The sequence below is a fragment of the Pseudomonas sp. CK-NBRI-02 genome, assembly GCF_008124495.1.
GTDB lineage: Bacteria > Pseudomonadota > Gammaproteobacteria > Pseudomonadales > Pseudomonadaceae > Aquipseudomonas > Aquipseudomonas guariconensis.
In genome coordinates this window covers 1-19,111 of sequence record NZ_VSJH01000040.1, presented here as the reverse complement: position 1 = coordinate 19,111, position 19,111 = coordinate 1, and the positions used below count along the sequence as shown (strand labels likewise).

Below are 19,111 nucleotides of genomic sequence, written 5' to 3'. Positions count from 1 at the left end.
GGGAACGTCCTTGTGGCAGGGCGCCTGCAGCGGCTTTACACTCGGACCACCGCCGTAACCATGGGTTCGCCATGACGACACTAGACGAAGAAGATCGCCGCGAATACTACCGCATCGAAGACAGTATCGCACTTGAAATCAACGCCTTGGACACGGCCCAAGGCCAGGAGACAGACCTGTTGCAGGATGCTTCACCGCTGTTCAATCTGCTCAGCGAACTGCACCTGGCCGACTTCGAGTCCCAGCACCTGATGCGCCAGTTGAGCGAGAAGGACCGCACCCTCGCGGCCTTCCTGCGGGTACAGAACAAACGCATCGACCTGCTCAGCGCGGTGCTCGCCCAGACCCTGCTGGGTGAAATCGGCAAGCCCCGGCGGGTGATTCTCTCCGAAGGCGGCATCGAGTTCGCCCACGCAACGCCCATCGCCCCCGGTACGCGACTGGCAGTGAAGATGATCCTCATGCCCCGTGCCCTCGGCCTACTGCTGCGCGCGCGGGTCACCCACTGCGACCCACGCCCGGAAGGCAATCACGAGGTCGGCACCGAATTCATCGACATGACCGACGCCCAGCGCCAACTGCTGGCCCGGTACATCCTGCAGCGCCAGCAACAACAACGACGCCAGGCGCTGGAACAGAACGACCCCGCCTCTTGAGCCTTTTCCATTTTGACCTGAAGGAACGAACGTGACCCTGATCTATGGCCATCGCGGCGCCAAGGGCGAAGCGCCCGAGAATACCCTGAACAGCTTCCGCCAGTGCTTGTCACATGGCGTCGATCGCTGCGAACTGGACCTGCACCTGTCGGCCGACAACGAGCTGATGGTGATCCACGACCCGACGCTCAAGCGCACCACCGGTCGGCGCGGCAAGGTGGTCGAGCACACCGCCGCCGAGCTGGTCACCTACGATGCACGTAAGGGCGGCCCGGGCTGGGTGCAGCCCTGCCCCATCCCACGCCTGGAAGAGCTGTTCGAGAAGTGCGCTTTCGCGCATTGGCAACTGGAGGTCAAGAGCGCCTCGCGTACCCGCGCCGCCAGTACCGTGCTGGCGATTCGCGAGCTGGCGCAGCAGTACGGCCTGCTGGACAAGATCACCATTACCTCGAGCTCCCGGGAGGTGCTTGGCGCCGCGCTGGAACTGGTGCCGGATGTGTCTCGCGGACTGGTCGCCGAGTACGCCTGGCTCGACCCGCTGAAGGTGGCCCAGAACTATGGCTGCCAGATGCTGGCCTTGAACTGGACACTGTGCACGCCCGAGCGCCTGATCAAGGCACAGCGTCAGGGATTGCACGTATCGGTGTGGACGGTCAACGAACCGGCGCTGATGCGCCGGCTCGCCGACTTTGGCGTAGACAGCCTGATTACAGACTTTCCCGGTTTGGCCATGACCACCCTTGGGAAGGGCTGAATCCGGACTCCCCGACCGGCTCAGGCCACCGGCCGGAGCCGCTCAAAAAAGCCGGTTCAGGCCGTCGTAGGCCGCTACCCGATAGGCTTCGGCCATGGTCGGGTAGTTGAAGGTGGTGTTGACGAAGTACTTCAGATTGTTCTGCTCACCGGGCTGGTTCATGATCGCCTGGCCGATGTGGACGATCTCCGAGGCCTGGTAGCCGAAGCAGTGTACACCCAGGATTTCCAAGGTCTCGCGGTGAAACAGGATCTTCAGCATGCCCTGAGGCTCACCGGCGATCTGGGCACGGGCCATGCTCTTGAAGAAGGCCTTACCCACTTCATACGGCACCTTGGCCTGAGTCAGCTCCTGCTCGTTCTTGCCGATCGAGCTGATCTCCGGAATGGTGTAGATGCCGGTCGGCACGTCATCGACGAAACGCCAGCTGCCATTGTCGACGATGCTGCCAGCGGCGGAACGCCCCTGGTCGTGGGCAGCGCTGGCCAGGCTCGGCCAGCCGATCACGTCACCGGCGCCATAGACGTTCGGCACGCTGGTACGGTAGGCCTCGTCGACCTCGATCTGGCCGCGGCTGTTGACCTTGATTCCGATGTTCTCCAGGCCCAGCTTGTCAGTGTTGCCGGTACGGCCGTTGCACCACAGCAAGGCATCGGCCTTGATCTTCTTGCCCGACTTCAAGTGCAGGATCACACCGTTGTCCAAGCCTTCGACCCGCTCGTACTCCTCGTTGTGGCGTACAGTGATGTTGTTGTTGCTGAAGTGGTAGCTCAGCGCCTGGGAGATTTCCGAATCCAGGAAGCTCAGCAGTTGGCCGCGGTTGTCCACCAGCTCGACCAGCACGCCCAGGCCACTGAAAATGGAGGCGTATTCACAACCGATCACGCCAGCGCCATAGACGATCAGCTTGCGCGGGGTATGGCTCAGGCTGAGGATGGTGTCGCTGTCGTAGACGCGCGGGTGGTGGAAGTCGATATCGGCCGGACGGTACGGACGCGAGCCGGTGGCGATGATGATGTGCTTGGCGACCAGTTTCTCGACCACACCGTTGGAGCACACCACTTCGACGGTCTGCTCATCGGCGAAGCTGCCGGTGCCGACGAACACGTCGACGCGGTTGCGCGCGTAGTAGCCGGTGCGCGAGGCCACTTGCTTGGAGATCACCTTCTCGGCGCTCTTGAGCACATCGGGGAAGGAGAACCAGCGCGGCTCACCGATGGCGCGGAACATCGGGTTGGTGTTGAACTGCATGATCTGGCGCACCGAGTGACGCAGGGCCTTGGACGGGATGGTGCCCAAGTGAGTGCAGTTGCCGCCGACCTGGCGACGGCTGTCGACCATGGCCACCTTGCGTCCTGCTTTGGCGGCATTCATTGCCGCACCTTCTCCGGCCGGGCCGGAACCCAGCACCACTACGTCGTAGTTATAGACAGCCATGCGTACTCCTTCAGAACTGGCCCGCCGACCGGATGGCCGCGGGGCACGATCATGTCGCCGGGGCGCCATGAGAAAATTCGGGTGCAGTCTAATCAAGCGTGAACGCCGCGCACATTAACCCTTGGTCGCGTCGTAGGCCAATTTTGCCTGCACTACATGTCATTCACCGATTCCCTGGCGACGATCATCCGTGTTTGCGCTTTCACTCGCCTTTCAGTGCCCGCTCGAACGCAGGCGTAACACGAGAGACGAAGCCACCCTCGGCCCGGGTCACCAGCACCGCGGCAATACCATGGGCGACAGCGAAGTCCCAGCCTTGTTCCGGCCCCAGGATCAACAACAGGGTCGAGTAGCCATCGGCTTGGAGCGCCGAGGCATCGAGCACGGTGACAGCAGCAAGGTCATGTTCGACCGGACGCCCCAAGCGGGCATCGAAGGTGTGCGAATAGCGCCGGCCATTGTCCTTGAAATAGTGCCGATAGTCACCCGAGGTCGATACAGCCAGACCATCCACGGCGATGACTTGGCGCGCGACCTGACGGTCTTCGCGCGGCAGTTCCAGAGCCACCCGCCACGGACCGCCATCGGGCTTGCGACCCACAGCCTTGAGTTCGCCCGTGGCTTCGACAAGAAAGCTTGCGACGCCCATCGCCCCTAGGCGCTCGGCGATCAGGTCCACGGCGTGGCCTGCGGCGATACTGTTGAAATCCAGTTCCACTGCAGCGTCCTTGCACAGGATGTCGCCATCGATGCGCAAGTGGTGATAGCCGACGCGCTGACGGGCCTGGGCCAACTGCAACGGGTCAGGCACCTGCTCTTGGCGCGCCTGAGGGCCGAAGCCCCAGAGATCGAGCAATGGCTCGACGGTCAGGTCGAAAGCGCCCTGGCTTTGTTCGGCCAACTGCTGACCAAACCCGACCAACGCCAGCATGTCCTTTCCCAGCGCTTGGCATTGGCCTGCCTGCAACTGGTTGAAGCGGCTGACCGCAGAATCGCCACGGTAGGTTGAATAGTGTTCGTCGACATCACGCAGGATGGCTTCCACTGCCTCCTGCACCTCGAGGCGCGATGGTCCGCCCGGCTCGCGGACATACTGGATGCTGTAGCTGCTGCCCATGGTCGGGCCGCCAAAGCGCTCCAGGCTCGGAGCCTGGTCGCAGCCAACCAGGAATATCAGGGTGAGCAGAAGACCTTTACGCAATTTCAAGTTTCTCGACTGGCCGTACTGACCTCTTCGCAGGCTTACCCATGAATGCCCGCACACGGCATAAAAAAAACGGGAACCCGAAGGTTCCCGTTTCTTCAACGCATTACAAGCGGATCAGCGTGGAAACGCTGGCGGGTTCACACCAGCCATCTCTTCCATAACACGCACCACCTGGCAGCTGTAACCGAACTCGTTGTCGTACCAGACGTACAGGACAACACGGTTGTCGTTGCAGATGGTCGCTTCGGCGTCAACCACACCGGCGTGGCGCGAGCCCACGAAGTCGGTGGAGACCACTTCCTGGGAGCTGACGTAATCGATCTGCTTGTGCAGTTCCGAGTGCATGGCGGTCTGGCGCAGGTACTCGTTGATCTCGTCGCGGTTGGTGGCCTTTTCCAGGTTCAGGTTGAGGATGGCCATCGAGACGTTCGGCGTCGGCACGCGAATGGCGTTGCCGGTCAGCTTGCCCTTGAGCACAGGCAGTGCCTTGGCTGCAGCGGTGGCTGCGCCGGTCTCGGTGATGACCATGTTCAACGGTGCGGCGCGGCCGCGGCGGCTGCCCTTGTGGAAGTTGTCGATCAGGTTCTGGTCGTTGGTGAACGAGTGAACGGTTTCGACGTGGCCGTTGATGATGCCGTACTGGTCATTGACAGCCTTGAGCACCGGCACGATGGCGTTGGTGGTGCAGGACGCAGCGGAGATGATCTTGTCATCGGCGCTGATATCGCCATGGTTGATGCCGTGAACGATGTTCTTCAGCGCGCCTTTGCCCGGAGCGGTGAGGATCACGCGATTGATGCCAGGGCACTTGAGATGCTGACCCAGGCCTTCGGCGTCACGCCATTTACCGGTGTTGTCCACCAGCAGGGCGTTGTCGATGCCGTATTGGGTGTAGTCGATCGAGGCCGGATCGTTGGAGTAGATCACCTGGATCAGGTTGCCGTTGGCGGTGATGGTGTTGTGCTCTTCGTCGATGACGATGGTGCCGTCGAACGGACCATGTACCGAGTCGCGGCGCAGCAGGCTGGCACGCTTGGTCAGGTCGTTCTCGGCGCCCTTGCGCACGACGATTGCACGCAGGCGCAGGCCGTCGCCGCCACCGGTCTTCTCGATCAGGATACGCGCCAGCAGGCGGCCGATGCGACCGAAGCCGTACAGGACGACGTCGGTGCCCTTGCGGGCGGACAGGTTCTGCTGACCGACGACATCGGCCAGTTCTTCACGCACGAACTGCTCGACGCTGCGGCCGTTGCCTTCGAGCTTGAACTTGTTTGCCAGCTTGCCCAGGTCGACCGAAGCGGCGCCCAGTTTCAGCTCGCTCATGGCCTTGAGCAGGGGGAATGTCTCGTGGACGGACAGCTCGGTTTCGTCGGTCTGACGGTGACGGGCAAAGCGGTGGGCTTTGAGGATCGAGATAACCGAACGATTGATCAGGCTGCGGCCATAGATCGAGCTCACCACGTTATTGTTGCGGTAGAGCTGACCGATAAGCGGGATCATCGCTTCAGCCAGGGCTTCACGATCGATCCACTCACCAAGACACTGGTCGGGCTTCTGAGTCACGGGAACCTTCCACATGTAGGGGGAGAAAAAAGGGGCTACATTATGACGCCCCTCGACGTATCGGGCAATGAGCGCCTGTCGCCGCCGCTCGAGCCCGTCGCCAAGCCCTTCCGAGCCTGACAGCGCGCACCAGCACCGGTACAATTGTCCTCTTTGCCGCAACGCTTGGAGTCCAATCTCCCGTGTCAGTTCTGCGCCTACCGCAATTATCGGCCACGGCCGGCAAACAAACCTGGGGAAACCTGCCCGGGGCCGCCCTGAGCCTGGCCATCGCCGAAGCCGCCAGCAGCGCCGGTCGCTTCACCCTGCTGTTGACCGCCGACAGCCAGGCTGCCGACCGCCTGGAACAGGAGCTGCGCTTCTTCGCGCCCGACCTGCCGGTGCTGCCGTTCCCCGATTGGGAAACCCTGCCCTACGACCTGTTCTCGCCCCACCAGGACATCATTTCCCAGCGCATCGCCAGTCTCTATCGGCTGCCTGAGCTCGATCACGGCATCCTCGTGGTGCCGATCACCACCGCCCTGCACCGCCTGGCCCCGACCCGCTTCCTGCTGGGCAGCAGCCTGGTGCTGGATGTGGGCCAGACGATCGACGTCGAACAAATGCGCACGCGCCTGGAAGCCAGCGGCTACCGCTGCGTCGACACGGTCTACGAGCATGGCGAGTTCGCCGTGCGTGGCGCCCTGATCGACCTGTTCCCCATGGGCAGCAAGCTGCCCTACCGGATCGACCTGTTCGACGATGAGATCGAGACCCTGCGCACCTTCGATCCCGAGACCCAGCGCTCGATCGACAAGGTCGACTCGGTTCGCCTGCTGCCGGCCCGCGAGTTCCCGATGCAGAAGGACGAGGTCACCCGCTTCAAGGCGCGCTTTCGTGAGCGTTTCGACGTGGATTTCCGGCGCAGCGCGATTTTCCAGGACTTGACCAGCGGCATCATTCCCGCCGGTATCGAGTACTACCTGCCACTGTTCTTCGAAGAAACCTCGACCCTCTTCGACTACTTGCCGACCGACACCCAGGTGTTCTCCCTGCCGGGTGTCGAACAGGCAGCCGAGCATTTCTGGAACGATGTGCGCGGACGCTACGAAGAGCGCCGCGGCGACCTGTCCCGCCCCCTGCTGCCACCGGCCGAGCTGTTCCTGCCGGTCGAGGACTGCTTCGCCCAGCTCAAGCAGTGGCCCCGGGTCGTGGTCAGCAGCGACGAGATCGAAACCGGCGCGGGTCGCCTACGGTTCCCGGCGCGAGCCTTGCCGAATCTGGCGATCGAAGCCAAGGCCAACCAGCCACTGGCGGAGCTGTCGAATTTCCTCGAACAGTTCCCCGGACGCGTGCTGTTCACCGCCGAATCGGCCGGCCGCCGCGAAGTGCTGCTGGAACTGCTCGAGCGCTTGAAGCTGCGCCCTCAAACCGTCGAAGGCTGGGCCGACTTCGTCACCGGCAAGGACTGCCTGGCGATCACCATCGCCCCGCTCGACGACGGCCTGCTGCTGGATGACCCAGGCCTGGCCCTGATCGCCGAGAGCCCATTGTTCGGCCAGCGCGTGATGCAGCGCCGGCGTCGCGAAAAACGTGGTGAGGCGGCCAACGATGCCGTCATCAAGAACCTCACCGAGCTGCGCGAAGGTGCACCCGTGGTGCATATCGACCACGGCGTGGGACGTTACCTGGGCCTGGCCACCCTGGAAATCGAAGGCCAGGCCGCCGAGTTCCTGACCTTGGAATATGCAGAGGGCGCCAAGCTCTACGTACCGGTGGCCAACCTGCACCTGATCGCCCGCTACACCGGCAGCGACGATGCCCTGGCCCCACTGCACCGCCTTGGCTCCGAAGCCTGGCAAAAGGCCAAGCGCAAAGCCGCCGAGCAAGTCCGTGACGTGGCGGCCGAACTGCTCGACATCTATGCCCGGCGCGCCGCCCGCAAGGGGCATGCATTCGCCGATCCGGCCGCAGACTACGCCACCTTCAGTGCCGGCTTCCCGTTCGAGGAAACCCCGGACCAGCAATCGGCCATCGAGGCAGTGCGCGCCGACATGCTCGCCGGCAAGCCGATGGACCGCCTGGTGTGCGGCGACGTCGGCTTCGGCAAGACCGAAGTGGCCATGCGCGCAGCGTTCATTGCCGTGCACAGTGGCCGCCAGGTGGCAGTACTGGTGCCTACCACCCTGCTCGCCCAGCAGCACTACAACAGTTTCCGCGACCGTTTCGCCGACTGGCCGGTGACCGTCGAGGTGATGAGCCGCTTCAAGTCGGCCAAGGAAGTCAGCGCCGCCGCCGCAGAGCTGGCCGAAGGCAAGATCGACATCCTCATCGGCACCCACAAGCTGCTGCAGGACGACGTGCGCTTCAAGGACCTGGGCCTGGTGATCATCGATGAGGAGCATCGTTTCGGTGTGCGTCAGAAGGAACAGCTCAAGGCCCTGCGCAGCGAGGTGGACATCCTTACCCTGACCGCCACGCCTATTCCACGCACCCTCAACATGGCCGTGTCGGGCATGCGGGACCTCTCGATCATCGCCACCCCGCCGGCGCGACGCCTGTCGGTGCGCACCTTCGTCATGGAGCAGAACAAGAGCACGGTCAAAGAGGCGCTGCTGCGTGAATTGCTGCGTGGCGGCCAGGTGTACTACCTGCACAACGACGTCAAGAGCATCGAAAAATGCGCCGCCGAGCTGGCCGAACTGGTACCCGAGGCACGTATCGGCATCGGCCACGGCCAGATGCGCGAGCGCGAACTCGAGCAGGTGATGAGCGACTTCTATCACAAGCGCTTCAACGTGCTGGTTGCCTCGACCATCATCGAGACGGGTATCGACGTGCCGAGCGCCAACACCATCGTCATCGAACGCGCAGACAAGTTCGGTCTGGCCCAGCTACACCAGTTGCGCGGCCGGGTCGGACGCAGCCACCACCAGGCCTACGCCTACCTGCTGACGCCGCCGCGCCAGCAGATCAGCGCCGATGCCGAAAAACGCCTCGAGGCCATCGCCAACACCCAGGACCTGGGTGCAGGTTTCGTGCTGGCCACCAACGACCTGGAGATTCGCGGTGCCGGCGAGCTGCTCGGCGAAGGCCAGAGCGGGCAGATTCAGGCCGTGGGCTTCACCCTCTACATGGAAATGCTCGAGCGCGCCGTCAAGGCCATCCGCAAAGGCACCCAGCCGAACCTCGAGCAACCGCTTGGTGGCGGCCCGGAGATCAACCTGCGCCTACCGGCGCTGATTCCCGAGGACTATCTGCCGGACGTGCATGCCCGTCTGATTCTCTACAAACGCATCGCCTCGGCCGCCGACGAAGAGGGCCTCAAGGACCTGCAAGTGGAGATGATCGACCGCTTCGGCCTGCTGCCTGAACCGACCAAGAACCTGATGCGCCTGACCCTGCTCAAGCTGCAGGCGGAAAAACTCGGCATCAAGAAAGTCGATGCCGGCCCCAATGGCGGCAAGCTCGAGTTCGAGGCCGAAACCCCGGTCGACCCGCTGACCCTGATCAAGCTGATCCAGGGCCAGCCCAAGCGCTACAAATTCGAGGGCGCCACGCAGTTCCGCTTCCTCGTGCCGATGGAGCGCCCCGATGAACGTTTCAACACCCTGGAGGCGCTGTTCGAGCGCCTGACCCCACAGCCTGCCTAAGGAAGATCCATGCGTGCCATTCGTTGCCTGACCTTGATGCTGACGCTGTTCGCGCCGGCCGCCTTCGCCGAAGGCCTTTATCAGGTGGAAATGATCCTGGTGCGGCAGAACGCCGTACCTGCGGTAACCAGCCCGTTCGCCCCCGAAGATTGGAGCGCCGGCGCCCCCCGCCTGGACAAGGGCGCCGAGCGCCCACTGGCGCTGGAGGACGAAGTCACCCGCTTGCAAGCCACCGCCGACTACACCGTGCTGATGCACAAGGCCTGGCAGCAGGAAGTGGGCAGCGAACCGAGCCGTATCGCCCTGAGTGCAGGCCAGGAGCAGTTCGGTCATTTCCCCATCGAGGGCAACCTGAGCATCGCCGATGGCCGCTTCATCGCCGTGCAGGCCAACTTCTGGGTGAACCAGCTCGATGGCAATGGTGCCGTGGTGCGCAGCGAGCAGTTCAAGCAGAGCAACAGCAACATGAAAGGCAACCAGCTGACCTTCCTCGACGGCGGGCACCTTGCCGTACTGCTGAAGGTGACACCCGCTGGCATGCGCAAGATGCCGGTGATGGATCCGGAGATGATGGAGCAGTGAGGTGAGCGAGAGCGATGTGCGGCGCCTGCTTCAGCGCGATGAAAGCTGGAAGGCGGACTTCGACGACGGAGCGCTCGCCCGTGGACAGAACTACGCGGCGCAGGGCCGGACAAAAACGCTTTCGATCCATGACAGAACGATAGAGGCTGCCTGCCTGGGCTCGGCAGGCCAGCGCTACACTCAGAAGATCCTTCTCGAGCCGAACGCTGGCAGGCTGCGGGTACTGGGCCGCTGCAGCTGTCCTGTGGGCGTCAACTGCAAACATTGCGCTGCGACACTTTTCCATTTGCACGCGTCCCTCGATGACCATGACGCCAGCGACGGGCTGTCCCTTCCCCCGGAGCTGAGCCAGTGGGTCAAGGCACTGGAAACGCCCGAGTCTGCGCCGGCCAATCCAAGCCCTTCACGCAAAGGGCCAGCCATCTACTACCAGATCAGCCTGAACCAGGCGCAATGTCGGCTGGAGGCGGTGAAAGGCACACGCCAGAACGACGGCACACTGAAGCTGAGCAGGATCACCTCGCTGCCGGAAATGATCTACTACACGCCACGCTATGTAACCGAAGCCGATGCGCGGCTGCTGCGCCTGATCAGCGCCCAGAACAGCAACGTCGTCTCGCCGGTAACCCGCCTGGAGGGGAAAAAGGGTTCCGAACTCCTCGAGTACGCATTGGCAAGCGGTCACCTGCTGTTCGACCAGCAGCAGGAGCCGCTGACTCCTGGCCCGGACCAGGCAGCCGAGTTTCGCTGGGTCCGACTGGAGGACGGCGCGTACCGGGGCGTCTGGCATCACGACAGCGACACACCGCTGCAGGTCCTGCCGCTCGACCCGCTGTATTACGTCAATCCGCAGACCCGCCAAACCGGCAGGCTGCAACATAACCTGGACCCATTCATCGCCAGCCAACTGGCGCGCGCGCCCATCGTACCCGAACACCTGGTTGTCCCTTTGAGTCACCGCCTGAATGCCTTGAACCGCCAAGTCCCCACCCCTACCGCCGTGCGTAGCGAAGAGCACGATGACATCCAGCCACGTCCGCACCTGACCCTGGGCAGCCTGGAATTCAGTGCCTACATGCCCAAGACCGGGCGTATGCAGCGTCAGATGCAGCATCGCGCTGCGCTGGCGTTCAGTTATGACGGCCTGCTTGCCAGCGGCACCGATGAAAAGCCCCTGAGCCGCCTGGTAGGCGAAACCAGCCAGCGCATCCGTCGCCAGCCCAAGACCGAGCAAGCCTTTCGCCAAACCCTGCGCGAACTGGGCTTCAAGCCTGCCACCCGACAGAGCAAAGCTCTGCCGGACAGCGCAGGCGAGATGCTCCAGCTACCCGACGATGAGGCTTGGCTGCGCTTTGCCCGCGAAGGGCTGCCCAAACTGCGTCAGGCCGGCTGGGAGATCGACATTCCTCGGGATTTCGCCTTCGATCTACAGGAGGTGGACGACTGGTACGCCACCGTCCAAGAAGCGCCGGGCCATGAATGGTTCGATCTCGAGCTGGGTATCGTGGTCGATGGACAACGCCACAGCCTGCTGCCGATCGTGCTGCAGCTGTTGCGCAGCAGTCCTGAACTGCTGCGCGCCGGCGAACTGGCCCGACGTAGCGACGATGAACACCTGCTCATCGACCTCAACCGCGGCCGCCAGGACAGCCCTGCCCTGCGTGTCGCCCTGCCCTATGGCCGGATCAAAGCGGTGATGGGCACCCTCGGCGAGCTCTACCTGCATGAAGATGCTGTCGGCCCATCCCTGCGCCTGGAGCGTGCCGATGCGGCGCGACTGAACGATATCGAGCACCTGCCCCTGCACTGGGAAGGCGGCGAGCATGTGCGTGAGCTGGGCCGACGACTGCGCGATGCGCGTGATTTGCAGATCGAGCCGCCCAAGGAGCTCAAGGCCGAGCTGCGCCCCTACCAGCAGCAAGGCCTGAACTGGCTGCAGGCCCTGCGCGAAATGGGCACCGGCGGCATCCTGGGCGATGACATGGGCCTGGGCAAGACCCTGCAGACCCTTGCCCACCTGCTGCTTGAGAAACAAAGCGCACGCCTGGAGCAACCGGCCCTGGTGGTGATGCCCACGAGCCTTGTGCCCAACTGGCTCGATGAAGCCCAACGCTTCGCTCCCGCACTTCGCGTCCTGGCACTGCATGGCCCGGGCCGCAGCAAGCACTTCACCGCGCTGCACGACTACGATGTGATCCTGACCACCTACGCCCTGCTCCCGCGGGATCTGGAGCACCTGCGTTCAGTGCACTGGAGCCTGCTGATTCTCGACGAGGCGCAGAACATCAAGAGCAGTACCAGCAAGGCAGCCCAAGCGGTCTGCGATCTGAAGGCAGGCCAGCGCCTGTGCCTGACCGGCACCCCGATGGAGAACAACCTGGGCGAGCTATGGTCGCTGTTCCACTTCCTGATGCCTGGCTGGCTGGGCGATCTGAAGCGCTTCAACCAGGACTACCGCACACCGATCGAACGCCACGGCGATACCGAACGCATGGCGCATCTGGCCAGTCGCATCCGACCATTCCTGCTGCGCCGGACCAAGGAACAGGTGGCCACCGAGCTGCCGGCCAAAACCGAGATGATCCACTGGGTCGAGCTCAGCGATGCCCAGCGCGACACCTACGAAGCCGTGCGCGTGGCCATGGACAAGAAAGTCCGTGACGAGATAGCCCGCAATGGGGCGGCGCGCAGTCAGATCGTCATCCTCGATGCCTTGCTCAAGCTGCGCCAGGTGTGCTGTGACCTTCGCCTGGTCAAGGGCGTGGAGGCCAAGGGCAACCAGGCCGACAAGGGCAAGCTCGGCAGTTTGATGGACATGCTTGAGGAGTTGCTCAGCGAGGGGCGCCGGGTGCTGCTGTTTTCGCAATTCACCTCGATGCTGGCGTTGATCGAGACCGAACTTGCCAAGCGCAATGTCCGCTATAGCCTACTGACCGGTGACACCCGTGACCGACGCACCCCTGTGCAGCAGTTTCAGACCGGCGAAAGCGAGGTATTCCTGATCAGCCTCAAGGCCGGCGGCACGGGCCTGAACCTGACGGCTGCCGACACGGTGATCCACTACGACCCGTGGTGGAATCCAGCCAGCGAAAGCCAGGCCACCGACCGCGCCTATCGCATAGGCCAGGACAAGCCGGTGTTTGTGTTCAAGCTGATCACCCGAGGCACGGTAGAAGAAAAGATCCAGCAGCTTCAACAGGAAAAGGCAGCGCTGGCAGCCGGCCTGCTCGATGGCGGATCGGCTGGCCAATGGCGCTTGGGCGATGAGGAGATCGAGGCACTGTTTGCGCCACTGCCTGGCAAGCGCAGTCGCTGATCTGTGGAGGACGCTTTCGTCGCTCCACCAGATCGCGCCGAATCAAGGCACCCCAAATCAATCGACCAACTGCGCTTCCTTCAAAGCACCCAGCGCCTCCAGCCAACGCGGCTGTTGGCGGTAATCGGTGCGGGCGAAGCCACGTCCGCGCATCCTCGCGATCCGCGGCGATGGCTCGACCTTCAGCCGCTGTGCCGCGCTCAATGCCAGCTCCGCCGCTGCCCGGTCATTGCACACCAACCCCATGTCGCAACCAGCACTCAGGGCCGCCTCGATCCGGCTGGCAGCATCACCCACCACATGGGCACCGGCCATGGACAAGTCGTCACTGAAAATCACCCCCTCGAACCCCATCTCACCGCGCAGGATGTCCTGCAGCCAGCGACGCGAGAACCCGGCCGGCTGGTTATCGATTTGCGGGTAGATCACATGCGCAGGCATCACAGCCGCCAATTGGCCTCTTAGCTGAATGAAAGGCAGCAGGTCCGCCTGGCGTAACTGCTCAAGGCTGCGCTCATCCGTAGGTATGGCCACGTGAGAGTCGGCTTCCGCCCAGCCATGCCCCGGGAAGTGCTTGCCACAAGCAGCCATGCCAGCGGCATTCATACCGCGGATGAACGCCCCCGCCAGTTGGGTGGCGCGCGCTGGGTCGCCCTCGAAGGCACGGCTGCCGACTACAGCGCTGCGCTGATGATCCAGGTCAAGCACCGGGGCGAAGCTCAGGTCAAGGCCTACAGCCTGCACTTCGGTCGCCATCAGCCAACCACACTGCTCGGCCAGGTATTCGGCGTTGGCATTGTCGGCGATCGCACGCATGGCCGGCAGACGTACGAACCCCTGGCGTAGGCGTTGGACCCGTCCACCCTCTTGGTCGACAGCCAGGATGAGGTCGGGGCGCACCGCGCGGATGGAGGCGCACAGCTCACGCACCTGGCGAGGGCTATCGATGTTGCGGGCAAAAATGATCAGGCCGGCCACTTCGGGCTGGCGCAGGAGATGACGGTCTTCGGCGGTCAGCCATTTACCGGCGATATCCACCATCAGGGAGCCTTGCAGGCGGGCAGTCATATTGGATTCCTTCATGGGAGGGGCAGCACGCCCCAGTGCGGGCAGGCAGACTCATCGATCCGCACCGCGCAATGGTCCGGTACCCGATCGAACAACGCGATCAATTCGCTGTTCCTGAGACGTATGCAACCATGGGACAACGGGATGCCCATAGGTTCAGTGTCCGGCGTACCGTGCAGGTAGATGTAGCGGCGAAAGGTGTCGACCTTGCCAAGCCGATTGACCCCAGGTTCACAACCACTGAGCCAGAGAATGCGGCTCAGGATCCAGTCGCGCCCGGGAAACTGCTCATGCAGCTTCAGGGACCAGACCTCGCCCGTCCAGCGCCGGCTGCGCAGTACAGCGCCCTGCGGCAGGCCGGCACCGATCTTGGCGCGGACCTGGTGAAGGCCTCGCGGCGTACAGCCGGAGCCATTGAGCTCCCCGGCACCGTTTCGCGCCGTGGATACCTCCAGGCGCACACGCAGCGCCCCACGGGTGAATCCGTAGAGGCGCTGGTCGGCAAGAGAGATATGTAGGTAGTCGAGGTCAGGCATGGGCGCTAGCTTAGCCCAAGCGCCTCTTAGCGCACAGTGTCAGGCCTTGGCAGGCGCTGGCGCGACGCTGCTTTTGCTGCGTGGACGCAATTGTGCGGTGGCCATGGCCGGATCGGTGACCCCACTGTCGGCACGCATGCCAGCGGCGAGAAACGGCACCATCAGGCGCATCACTTGCTCGATCGAGGTATTGATGCCGAAGTCGGTTTCGGCGATGGCACGCAGCGCCTTGATGCCCGACATGCTGAAAGCGGCAGCCCCAAGCATGAAGTGCACGCGCCAGAACAGCTCCAGCGGCGGGATACGTGGCGCGGCTTCGTTGACCAGCAGCATGTAGCGGCGGAACACCTTGCCGTACATGTCTTCGAGGTATCGACGTAGGTGACCTTGGCTCTGGCTGAAGGCAAGGCCAAGCAGGCGCATGAAGATCGACAGATCGTTGTTGCTGCGAGGCTGCACGGCCAGCGCTTGCTCGACCAGCATCTCGAGCAACTCCTCCAGGCTCGGTTTGGGCTCGGGGCGCGCCTGACGACGATCCAGCTCACGTTCGAGACTGGAGCAGAACGGGCCGAGAAAACGCGAGAATACCGCCTGGATCAGGGCTTTCTTGGAGCCGAAATGGTAGTTGACCGCCGCCAGGTTGACCCCGGCCTTGCTGGTGATCAGCCGCAACGAGGTTTCCGCGAACCCCCTCTCCGCAAACAGCTGCTCTGCAGCATCGAGAATGCGTTCAACGGTTTCCGATTGGGCCATGACTACTCCGCCTGACAAACAGTTGTTTGAAACATACGTTTCAAGCTTTCATCTGTCAAGACACGTGACCCGCCAGTCGCCATTTAACCACAGCATTGAAACATTCGCTGCAAGCCACGGTTGGCGCAGGCTTCGCCCTATATGCACGACACAGTGACGTGTTTTCCCGGCCCGCAGTGCTTGCAGCTGGCCAGCCACTGTATATAATCCCAGTCACTGTATAAAAAGACAGAGCGCTTGCCATGCTTAAACTGACGCCACGCCAAGCTGAAATCCTGGCCTTCATCAAACGCTGCCTGGAAGACAACGGCTTTCCGCCGACCCGCGCGGAAATCGCTCAGGAGCTTGGGTTCAAATCGCCCAATGCCGCCGAAGAGCATCTCAAGGCGCTCGCTCGCAAAGGAGCGATCGAAATGACCCCGGGCGCCTCCCGCGGCATTCGCATTCCAGGGCTTGAGACCAAGGCAGAAGAGAACAGCCTGCCTATCATCGGCCGGGTCGCTGCCGGCGCACCGATCCTCGCCGAGCAACACATCGAAGAATCCTGCAACATCAACCCAGCCTTCTTCCATCCTCGCGCCGACTATCTGCTGCGTGTCCACGGCATGAGCATGAAGGACATCGGCATCTTCGACGGCGATCTGTTGGCGGTCCACACCTGCCGGGAGGCCCGCAACGGCCAGGTCGTGGTCGCCCGCATCGGTGACGAAGTGACCGTCAAGCGTTTCAAGCGCGAAGGCAGCAAGGTCTGGTTGATCGCCGAGAATCCCGAATTCGCCCCCATCGAAGTCGACCTGAAAGAACAGGAGCTGGTGATCGAGGGCTTGAGTGTCGGCGTCATTCGCCGCTGATCCAGGAGGCGTCATGCAGCAGTTCATCCAAACACCCCAGCAAGCCCAGTTGCCGCTGTTCGAAGCCTTCCTGGCCCAGCCGGCGCTGCCAGGTCTCAAGCCTAGAGACTCTGCCGGTGAGCAGCCGCGCAAGGGCACCCAGCCGGAGTTGTTCAGCGAACTGTCTTTGCGCGGCGCTCCAGGTCATTGCCAGGGCCTGCTGGCCCCGATCCTGCGCGAGCTGAGCGAAGAGGACGAAACCCGTTGGCTGACGCTCATCGCGCCCCCTGCCAGCCTGACCCAGGCCTGGTTGCGTGATGCCGGCCTGAACCGCGAACGTATTCTGCTGTTGCAACCAGGCGCAAACCAGAGCGCCTTGCAACTGGCATGTGAAGCGCTACGCCTGGGCCACAGTCACACCGTCGTCAGTTGGCTTGGCAACGTCAATGCCAATGCACGCCAGCAATTGATCCGCGCCGCCAACACCGGAAACGCACAAAGCCTGAACATCCGCCTCGGCTGATGTTCAGGCTTTGCCTGTCTCAATCCAATCCCTGAATCGGAGCGCGGTGCTCAGTGCAAAACGCGCGGTCCTTCGTCACGCTCGAAATCGCCCTCTACCAGGCGACCTGCCATCTGCACACCCACGCTCAACATGGCCTTGGCCACTTCAACATGCTGGCCCTGCAGGAAGGCCTTGGCGTCCTCGGAGAAATCCAGGGTCACCAGGGAACCCTCGTCCTCGGCGCGGCGCAGTTCGATCCGGCCATCAGGCAACTCGACAATTTCTAGAAAGGACGTTGACATATAGGGCCTGCTTTTCACGAAAGGCGATTATTGTACCAGCCGCCAGCGCTATCAGCACTCACTCAACGCGTCACGAAAGCGCCGAACCACGTCCTTGAGGTTGGTCCGCCAACTTTCCAGCTCTTGCCGGGAAAGCGCTGGTTGCTCGGGCTCGTCCAAATTGACGGCCTGGATCAGCGGCTGGGTGACATCGGATTTAGGGGCTTTTTTGGCGACCGGCGGTCGGAACAAATCGGCATAAGCACTCAGCATCTGGGCAAGCCAGGTTTCTGGCTGACGCACCAGTTCAAGCAACTCGGCCACCTCAGGAATGGCGATGCTGTTCAGCGCCTCGTCGTTGAGCAATAGCTCGACCCGCGACGCCCCAGCCTGAGGCAAGCGGTAGAAACCTGCAATTTCATGGCACAGCCCTAGTAAAGCGCCATACAAGTGGAACAGCGCGGACTCGCGCTCGGCCTGTATCAGGCCTTGGGCATTCATCGCCTGGCTACCTTCAGCCTTGGCCATGGACTCCAGGGCAAGCCCGGCGAAGAAGAGTTTCTGATTGGTGCGGGTGTAGAGTTCCTGGGCCATCTTCAGTGGCCTCCCTGAGGCTGCAAGGCGATATCCCAGTGTCAGGGATTGACCTGCCCCGCCGCAAGCTCAATGTGTCTAGTCCTGAAATAGGTTTACACCTGTTCAGGTAGGCCGGTAGGCCTCAAAACGCCCGATGCACCGCATCGGGCGTTTTGTGTTTCAGGGCCATGTGAGGCCGCTCCGTGTTATAGATCTGCACGGCCTCATCAACCATCTTCCGTGCCTGCTCCAGATCTTCTGGGTTACTCAGCAACAGCTCTGTTTTGAGGATTCCGTTGATGCGCTCGGCTAGAGCGTTCTGGTAGCAGTCGTACCCGTCAGTCATCGAGCAATGAACTCCGTGCCTTGTATGCAGCGACTGGTATAGCGCTGAGCAGTATTGAATACCGCGGTCGGAGTGATGGACTAACGGCTGGTGGCGCCGCCGCTTGCGCAGGGCCTGTCTAAAGGCTTGTGCAACCGACTCGGCATGTAGGCTTTCATGGACATGATGGCCAACAATCTTTCTGGAATATGCATCCGTTACCAGGCTCAGGTACAGCGGGCCGCTTCTGGAGGGCAGGTAGGTAATATCCGCCACCCAGACGTGCTCTGGCCCTGACGGAACTACCTGATTTGGGCCTGCTTTGAGAAGATTGGGATGACGGTAGAAGCGATGATAGCTTTGGGTTGTCTTGTGATACGCCCGCTTGGGCAGCACCAGCAAGCGGCGCTCGCCCAAAACCTCAAACAGCCGGTCTCGGCCAACTTGGACTCGTTTATCAGGCTGGCAATGCAGCAGATAGTGCAGTTTCCGTGTACCCAGTCGCGGCTGACGCATCCGGATTTTCTGAACAAACTCGACAACCCGATCTGCCTGATGAGCTTTACTGTCGGCAGCTCGATTGCGCTTGTAATAAGCCTGCCGGCTAATGCCTAGAAACTGACAAGCCCTGGCAATGCTCAGTCCTGCGACTTGACCTTGCGAGAGGACTTGCCGGATCGCTTTTTTACGACCGATACACCGTAGTCATTCTTCAGGACATCAACGACGGTCTCAAAGAACTGAGCCTTCTGGCTCATCAGCTCAAGCTGCTGCTCAAGCTCTTTGATCCGCTGCTCTGGAGTGAGCGTTTTGGGGTCGGACATCGCGCAGCTCCTCTCGGCCCGGATCGACGCCCCTTGGCTCCAATCCTGCCGACCATGCTTACGCAACCATACCAGAACTGTAGATTTGCCCTGGATACCGTACCGCTCCTGGGCCTGAGTACAGGTCAATTCACCTTTTTCGACCTGATCCACTACAGCCAATTTAAAAGTCAGCGAGTAATCACGCTGTGTTCGCTTCACACCATGCACCATCGAGGTCTCCAGATTCTCGGGGGAAAGGTGTAAACCTTATTCAGGACGGGACA

The 19,111-nt window shown here is 62.2% G+C and carries 16 protein-coding genes; 7 read left to right on the top strand and 9 right to left on the bottom strand.

Annotated elements, in window-relative coordinates:
* Window positions 1–71: 71 nt before the first annotated feature.
* Both DQ397_RS23105 and DQ397_RS23100 read left to right on the top strand, forming a co-directional pair.
* On the top strand, window positions 72–656 hold the full coding sequence (locus DQ397_RS23105; RefSeq protein ID WP_043212871.1) for a PilZ domain-containing protein: 585 nt from the start codon (window positions 72–74) through the stop codon (window positions 654–656).
* Between the two features lie 31 nt (window positions 657–687).
* Window positions 688–1,410 (top strand): glycerophosphodiester phosphodiesterase, encoded by a 723-nt coding sequence (locus DQ397_RS23100; RefSeq protein ID WP_043212869.1) that lies wholly within the window; start codon window positions 688–690, stop codon window positions 1,408–1,410.
* A 42-nt stretch (window positions 1,411–1,452) separates the two neighbouring features.
* Here DQ397_RS23100 and sthA read toward each other — a convergent pair whose 3' ends face one another.
* From sthA to DQ397_RS23085, 3 genes are all read right to left on the bottom strand, one after another.
* A complete protein-coding gene (gene sthA, locus DQ397_RS23095) occupies window positions 1,453–2,847 on the bottom strand; it encodes a Si-specific NAD(P)(+) transhydrogenase (RefSeq protein WP_043212867.1) in 1,395 nt (464 codons plus the stop codon).
* Between the two features lie 202 nt (window positions 2,848–3,049).
* Window positions 3,050–4,048, bottom strand: a complete 999-nt coding sequence (locus DQ397_RS23090; RefSeq protein ID WP_043212939.1) for an FAD:protein FMN transferase — start codon at window positions 4,046–4,048, stop codon at window positions 3,050–3,052.
* A gap of 120 nt (window positions 4,049–4,168) precedes the next feature.
* Window positions 4,169–5,632, bottom strand: a complete 1,464-nt coding sequence (locus tag DQ397_RS23085; RefSeq protein WP_043212865.1) for a glyceraldehyde-3-phosphate dehydrogenase — start codon at window positions 5,630–5,632, stop codon at window positions 4,169–4,171.
* Between the two features lie 167 nt (window positions 5,633–5,799).
* On the opposite strand from DQ397_RS23085, the gene mfd reads away from it, so the two are divergent.
* Genes mfd through DQ397_RS23070 form a run of 3 tightly spaced genes read left to right on the top strand, consistent with a single transcriptional unit; the run spans window position 5,800 to window position 13,147 of the window.
* Entirely contained in the window at window positions 5,800–9,249 is a 3,450-nt protein-coding gene (mfd, locus tag DQ397_RS23080; RefSeq protein ID WP_043212862.1) for a transcription-repair coupling factor, read from the top strand.
* A gap of 9 nt (window positions 9,250–9,258) precedes the next feature.
* Window positions 9,259–9,831, top strand: coding sequence for a peptidoglycan binding protein CsiV (locus tag DQ397_RS23075; RefSeq protein ID WP_090343881.1), 573 nt, complete (start codon window positions 9,259–9,261; stop codon window positions 9,829–9,831).
* A 1-nt stretch (window position 9,832) separates the two neighbouring features.
* Complete coding sequence (locus DQ397_RS23070; protein ID WP_080642168.1) at window positions 9,833–13,147, top strand: DEAD/DEAH box helicase; 3,315 nt, start codon at window positions 9,833–9,835, stop codon at window positions 13,145–13,147.
* A gap of 57 nt (window positions 13,148–13,204) precedes the next feature.
* Here the strand turns inward: DQ397_RS23070 and nagZ are convergent, their stop codons facing one another.
* The 3 genes from nagZ to DQ397_RS23055 are packed head-to-tail and all read right to left on the bottom strand — an operon-like array spanning window position 13,205 to window position 15,504.
* Window positions 13,205–14,203, bottom strand: a complete 999-nt coding sequence (gene nagZ / locus DQ397_RS23065; protein ID WP_177343680.1) for a beta-N-acetylhexosaminidase — start codon at window positions 14,201–14,203, stop codon at window positions 13,205–13,207.
* A gap of 23 nt (window positions 14,204–14,226) precedes the next feature.
* Window positions 14,227–14,751, bottom strand: coding sequence for a L,D-transpeptidase (locus DQ397_RS23060; RefSeq protein ID WP_043215755.1), 525 nt, complete (start codon window positions 14,749–14,751; stop codon window positions 14,227–14,229).
* Between the two features lie 39 nt (window positions 14,752–14,790).
* Complete coding sequence (locus tag DQ397_RS23055; RefSeq protein ID WP_043215753.1) at window positions 14,791–15,504, bottom strand: TetR/AcrR family transcriptional regulator; 714 nt, start codon at window positions 15,502–15,504, stop codon at window positions 14,791–14,793.
* Between the two features lie 242 nt (window positions 15,505–15,746).
* On the opposite strand from DQ397_RS23055, the gene lexA reads away from it, so the two are divergent.
* Entirely contained in the window at window positions 15,747–16,355 is a 609-nt protein-coding gene (gene lexA / locus DQ397_RS23050) for a transcriptional repressor LexA (RefSeq protein WP_043215752.1), read from the top strand.
* Window positions 16,356–16,368: 13 nt separating this feature from the next.
* Window positions 16,369–16,857, top strand: a complete 489-nt coding sequence (gene sulA, locus DQ397_RS23045; protein ID WP_043215751.1) for an SOS-induced cell division inhibitor SulA — start codon at window positions 16,369–16,371, stop codon at window positions 16,855–16,857.
* Window positions 16,858–16,907: 50 nt separating this feature from the next.
* Here sulA and DQ397_RS23040 read toward each other — a convergent pair whose 3' ends face one another.
* The 3 genes from DQ397_RS23040 to DQ397_RS23030 form a co-directional block, all read right to left on the bottom strand.
* Window positions 16,908–17,141, bottom strand: coding sequence for a hypothetical protein (locus DQ397_RS23040; protein WP_043215749.1), 234 nt, complete (start codon window positions 17,139–17,141; stop codon window positions 16,908–16,910).
* 51 nt (window positions 17,142–17,192) lie between these two features.
* Window positions 17,193–17,714 (bottom strand): DUF6586 family protein, encoded by a 522-nt coding sequence (locus DQ397_RS23035; RefSeq protein WP_043215748.1) that lies wholly within the window; start codon window positions 17,712–17,714, stop codon window positions 17,193–17,195.
* 124 nt (window positions 17,715–17,838) lie between these two features.
* Window positions 17,839–19,058, bottom strand: a protein-coding gene (locus tag DQ397_RS23030) for an IS3 family transposase (RefSeq protein ID WP_148921530.1) whose coding sequence is annotated in 2 segments (ribosomal slippage) — window positions 17,839–18,710 and window positions 18,710–19,058 — 1,221 coding nt in all. Because the reading frame shifts where the segments join, the coding sequence is not laid out codon by codon here.
* Window positions 19,059–19,111: the final 53 nt, after the last annotated feature.

What these genes read in the sequence shown, in the direction of transcription:
- DQ397_RS23075 (WP_090343881.1), top strand. Translation starts at nt 9,259, where the DNA reads ATGCGTGCCATTCGTTGCCTGACCTTGATGCTGACGCTGTTCGCGCCG.
- DQ397_RS23035 (WP_043215748.1), bottom strand. Translation starts at nt 17,714, where the DNA reads ATGGCCCAGGAACTCTACACCCGCACCAATCAGAAACTCTTCTTCGCC.
- DQ397_RS23085 (WP_043212865.1), bottom strand. Translation starts at nt 5,632, where the DNA reads ATGTGGAAGGTTCCCGTGACTCAGAAGCCCGACCAGTGTCTTGGTGAG.
- sulA (WP_043215751.1), top strand. Translation starts at nt 16,369, where the DNA reads ATGCAGCAGTTCATCCAAACACCCCAGCAAGCCCAGTTGCCGCTGTTC.
- DQ397_RS23040 (WP_043215749.1), bottom strand. Translation starts at nt 17,141, where the DNA reads ATGTCAACGTCCTTTCTAGAAATTGTCGAGTTGCCTGATGGCCGGATC.
- lexA (WP_043215752.1), top strand. Translation starts at nt 15,747, where the DNA reads ATGCTTAAACTGACGCCACGCCAAGCTGAAATCCTGGCCTTCATCAAA.
- DQ397_RS23060 (WP_043215755.1), bottom strand. Translation starts at nt 14,751, where the DNA reads ATGCCTGACCTCGACTACCTACATATCTCTCTTGCCGACCAGCGCCTC.
- DQ397_RS23055 (WP_043215753.1), bottom strand. Translation starts at nt 15,504, where the DNA reads ATGGCCCAATCGGAAACCGTTGAACGCATTCTCGATGCTGCAGAGCAG.
- DQ397_RS23105 (WP_043212871.1), top strand. Translation starts at nt 72, where the DNA reads ATGACGACACTAGACGAAGAAGATCGCCGCGAATACTACCGCATCGAA.
- sthA (WP_043212867.1), bottom strand. Translation starts at nt 2,847, where the DNA reads ATGGCTGTCTATAACTACGACGTAGTGGTGCTGGGTTCCGGCCCGGCC.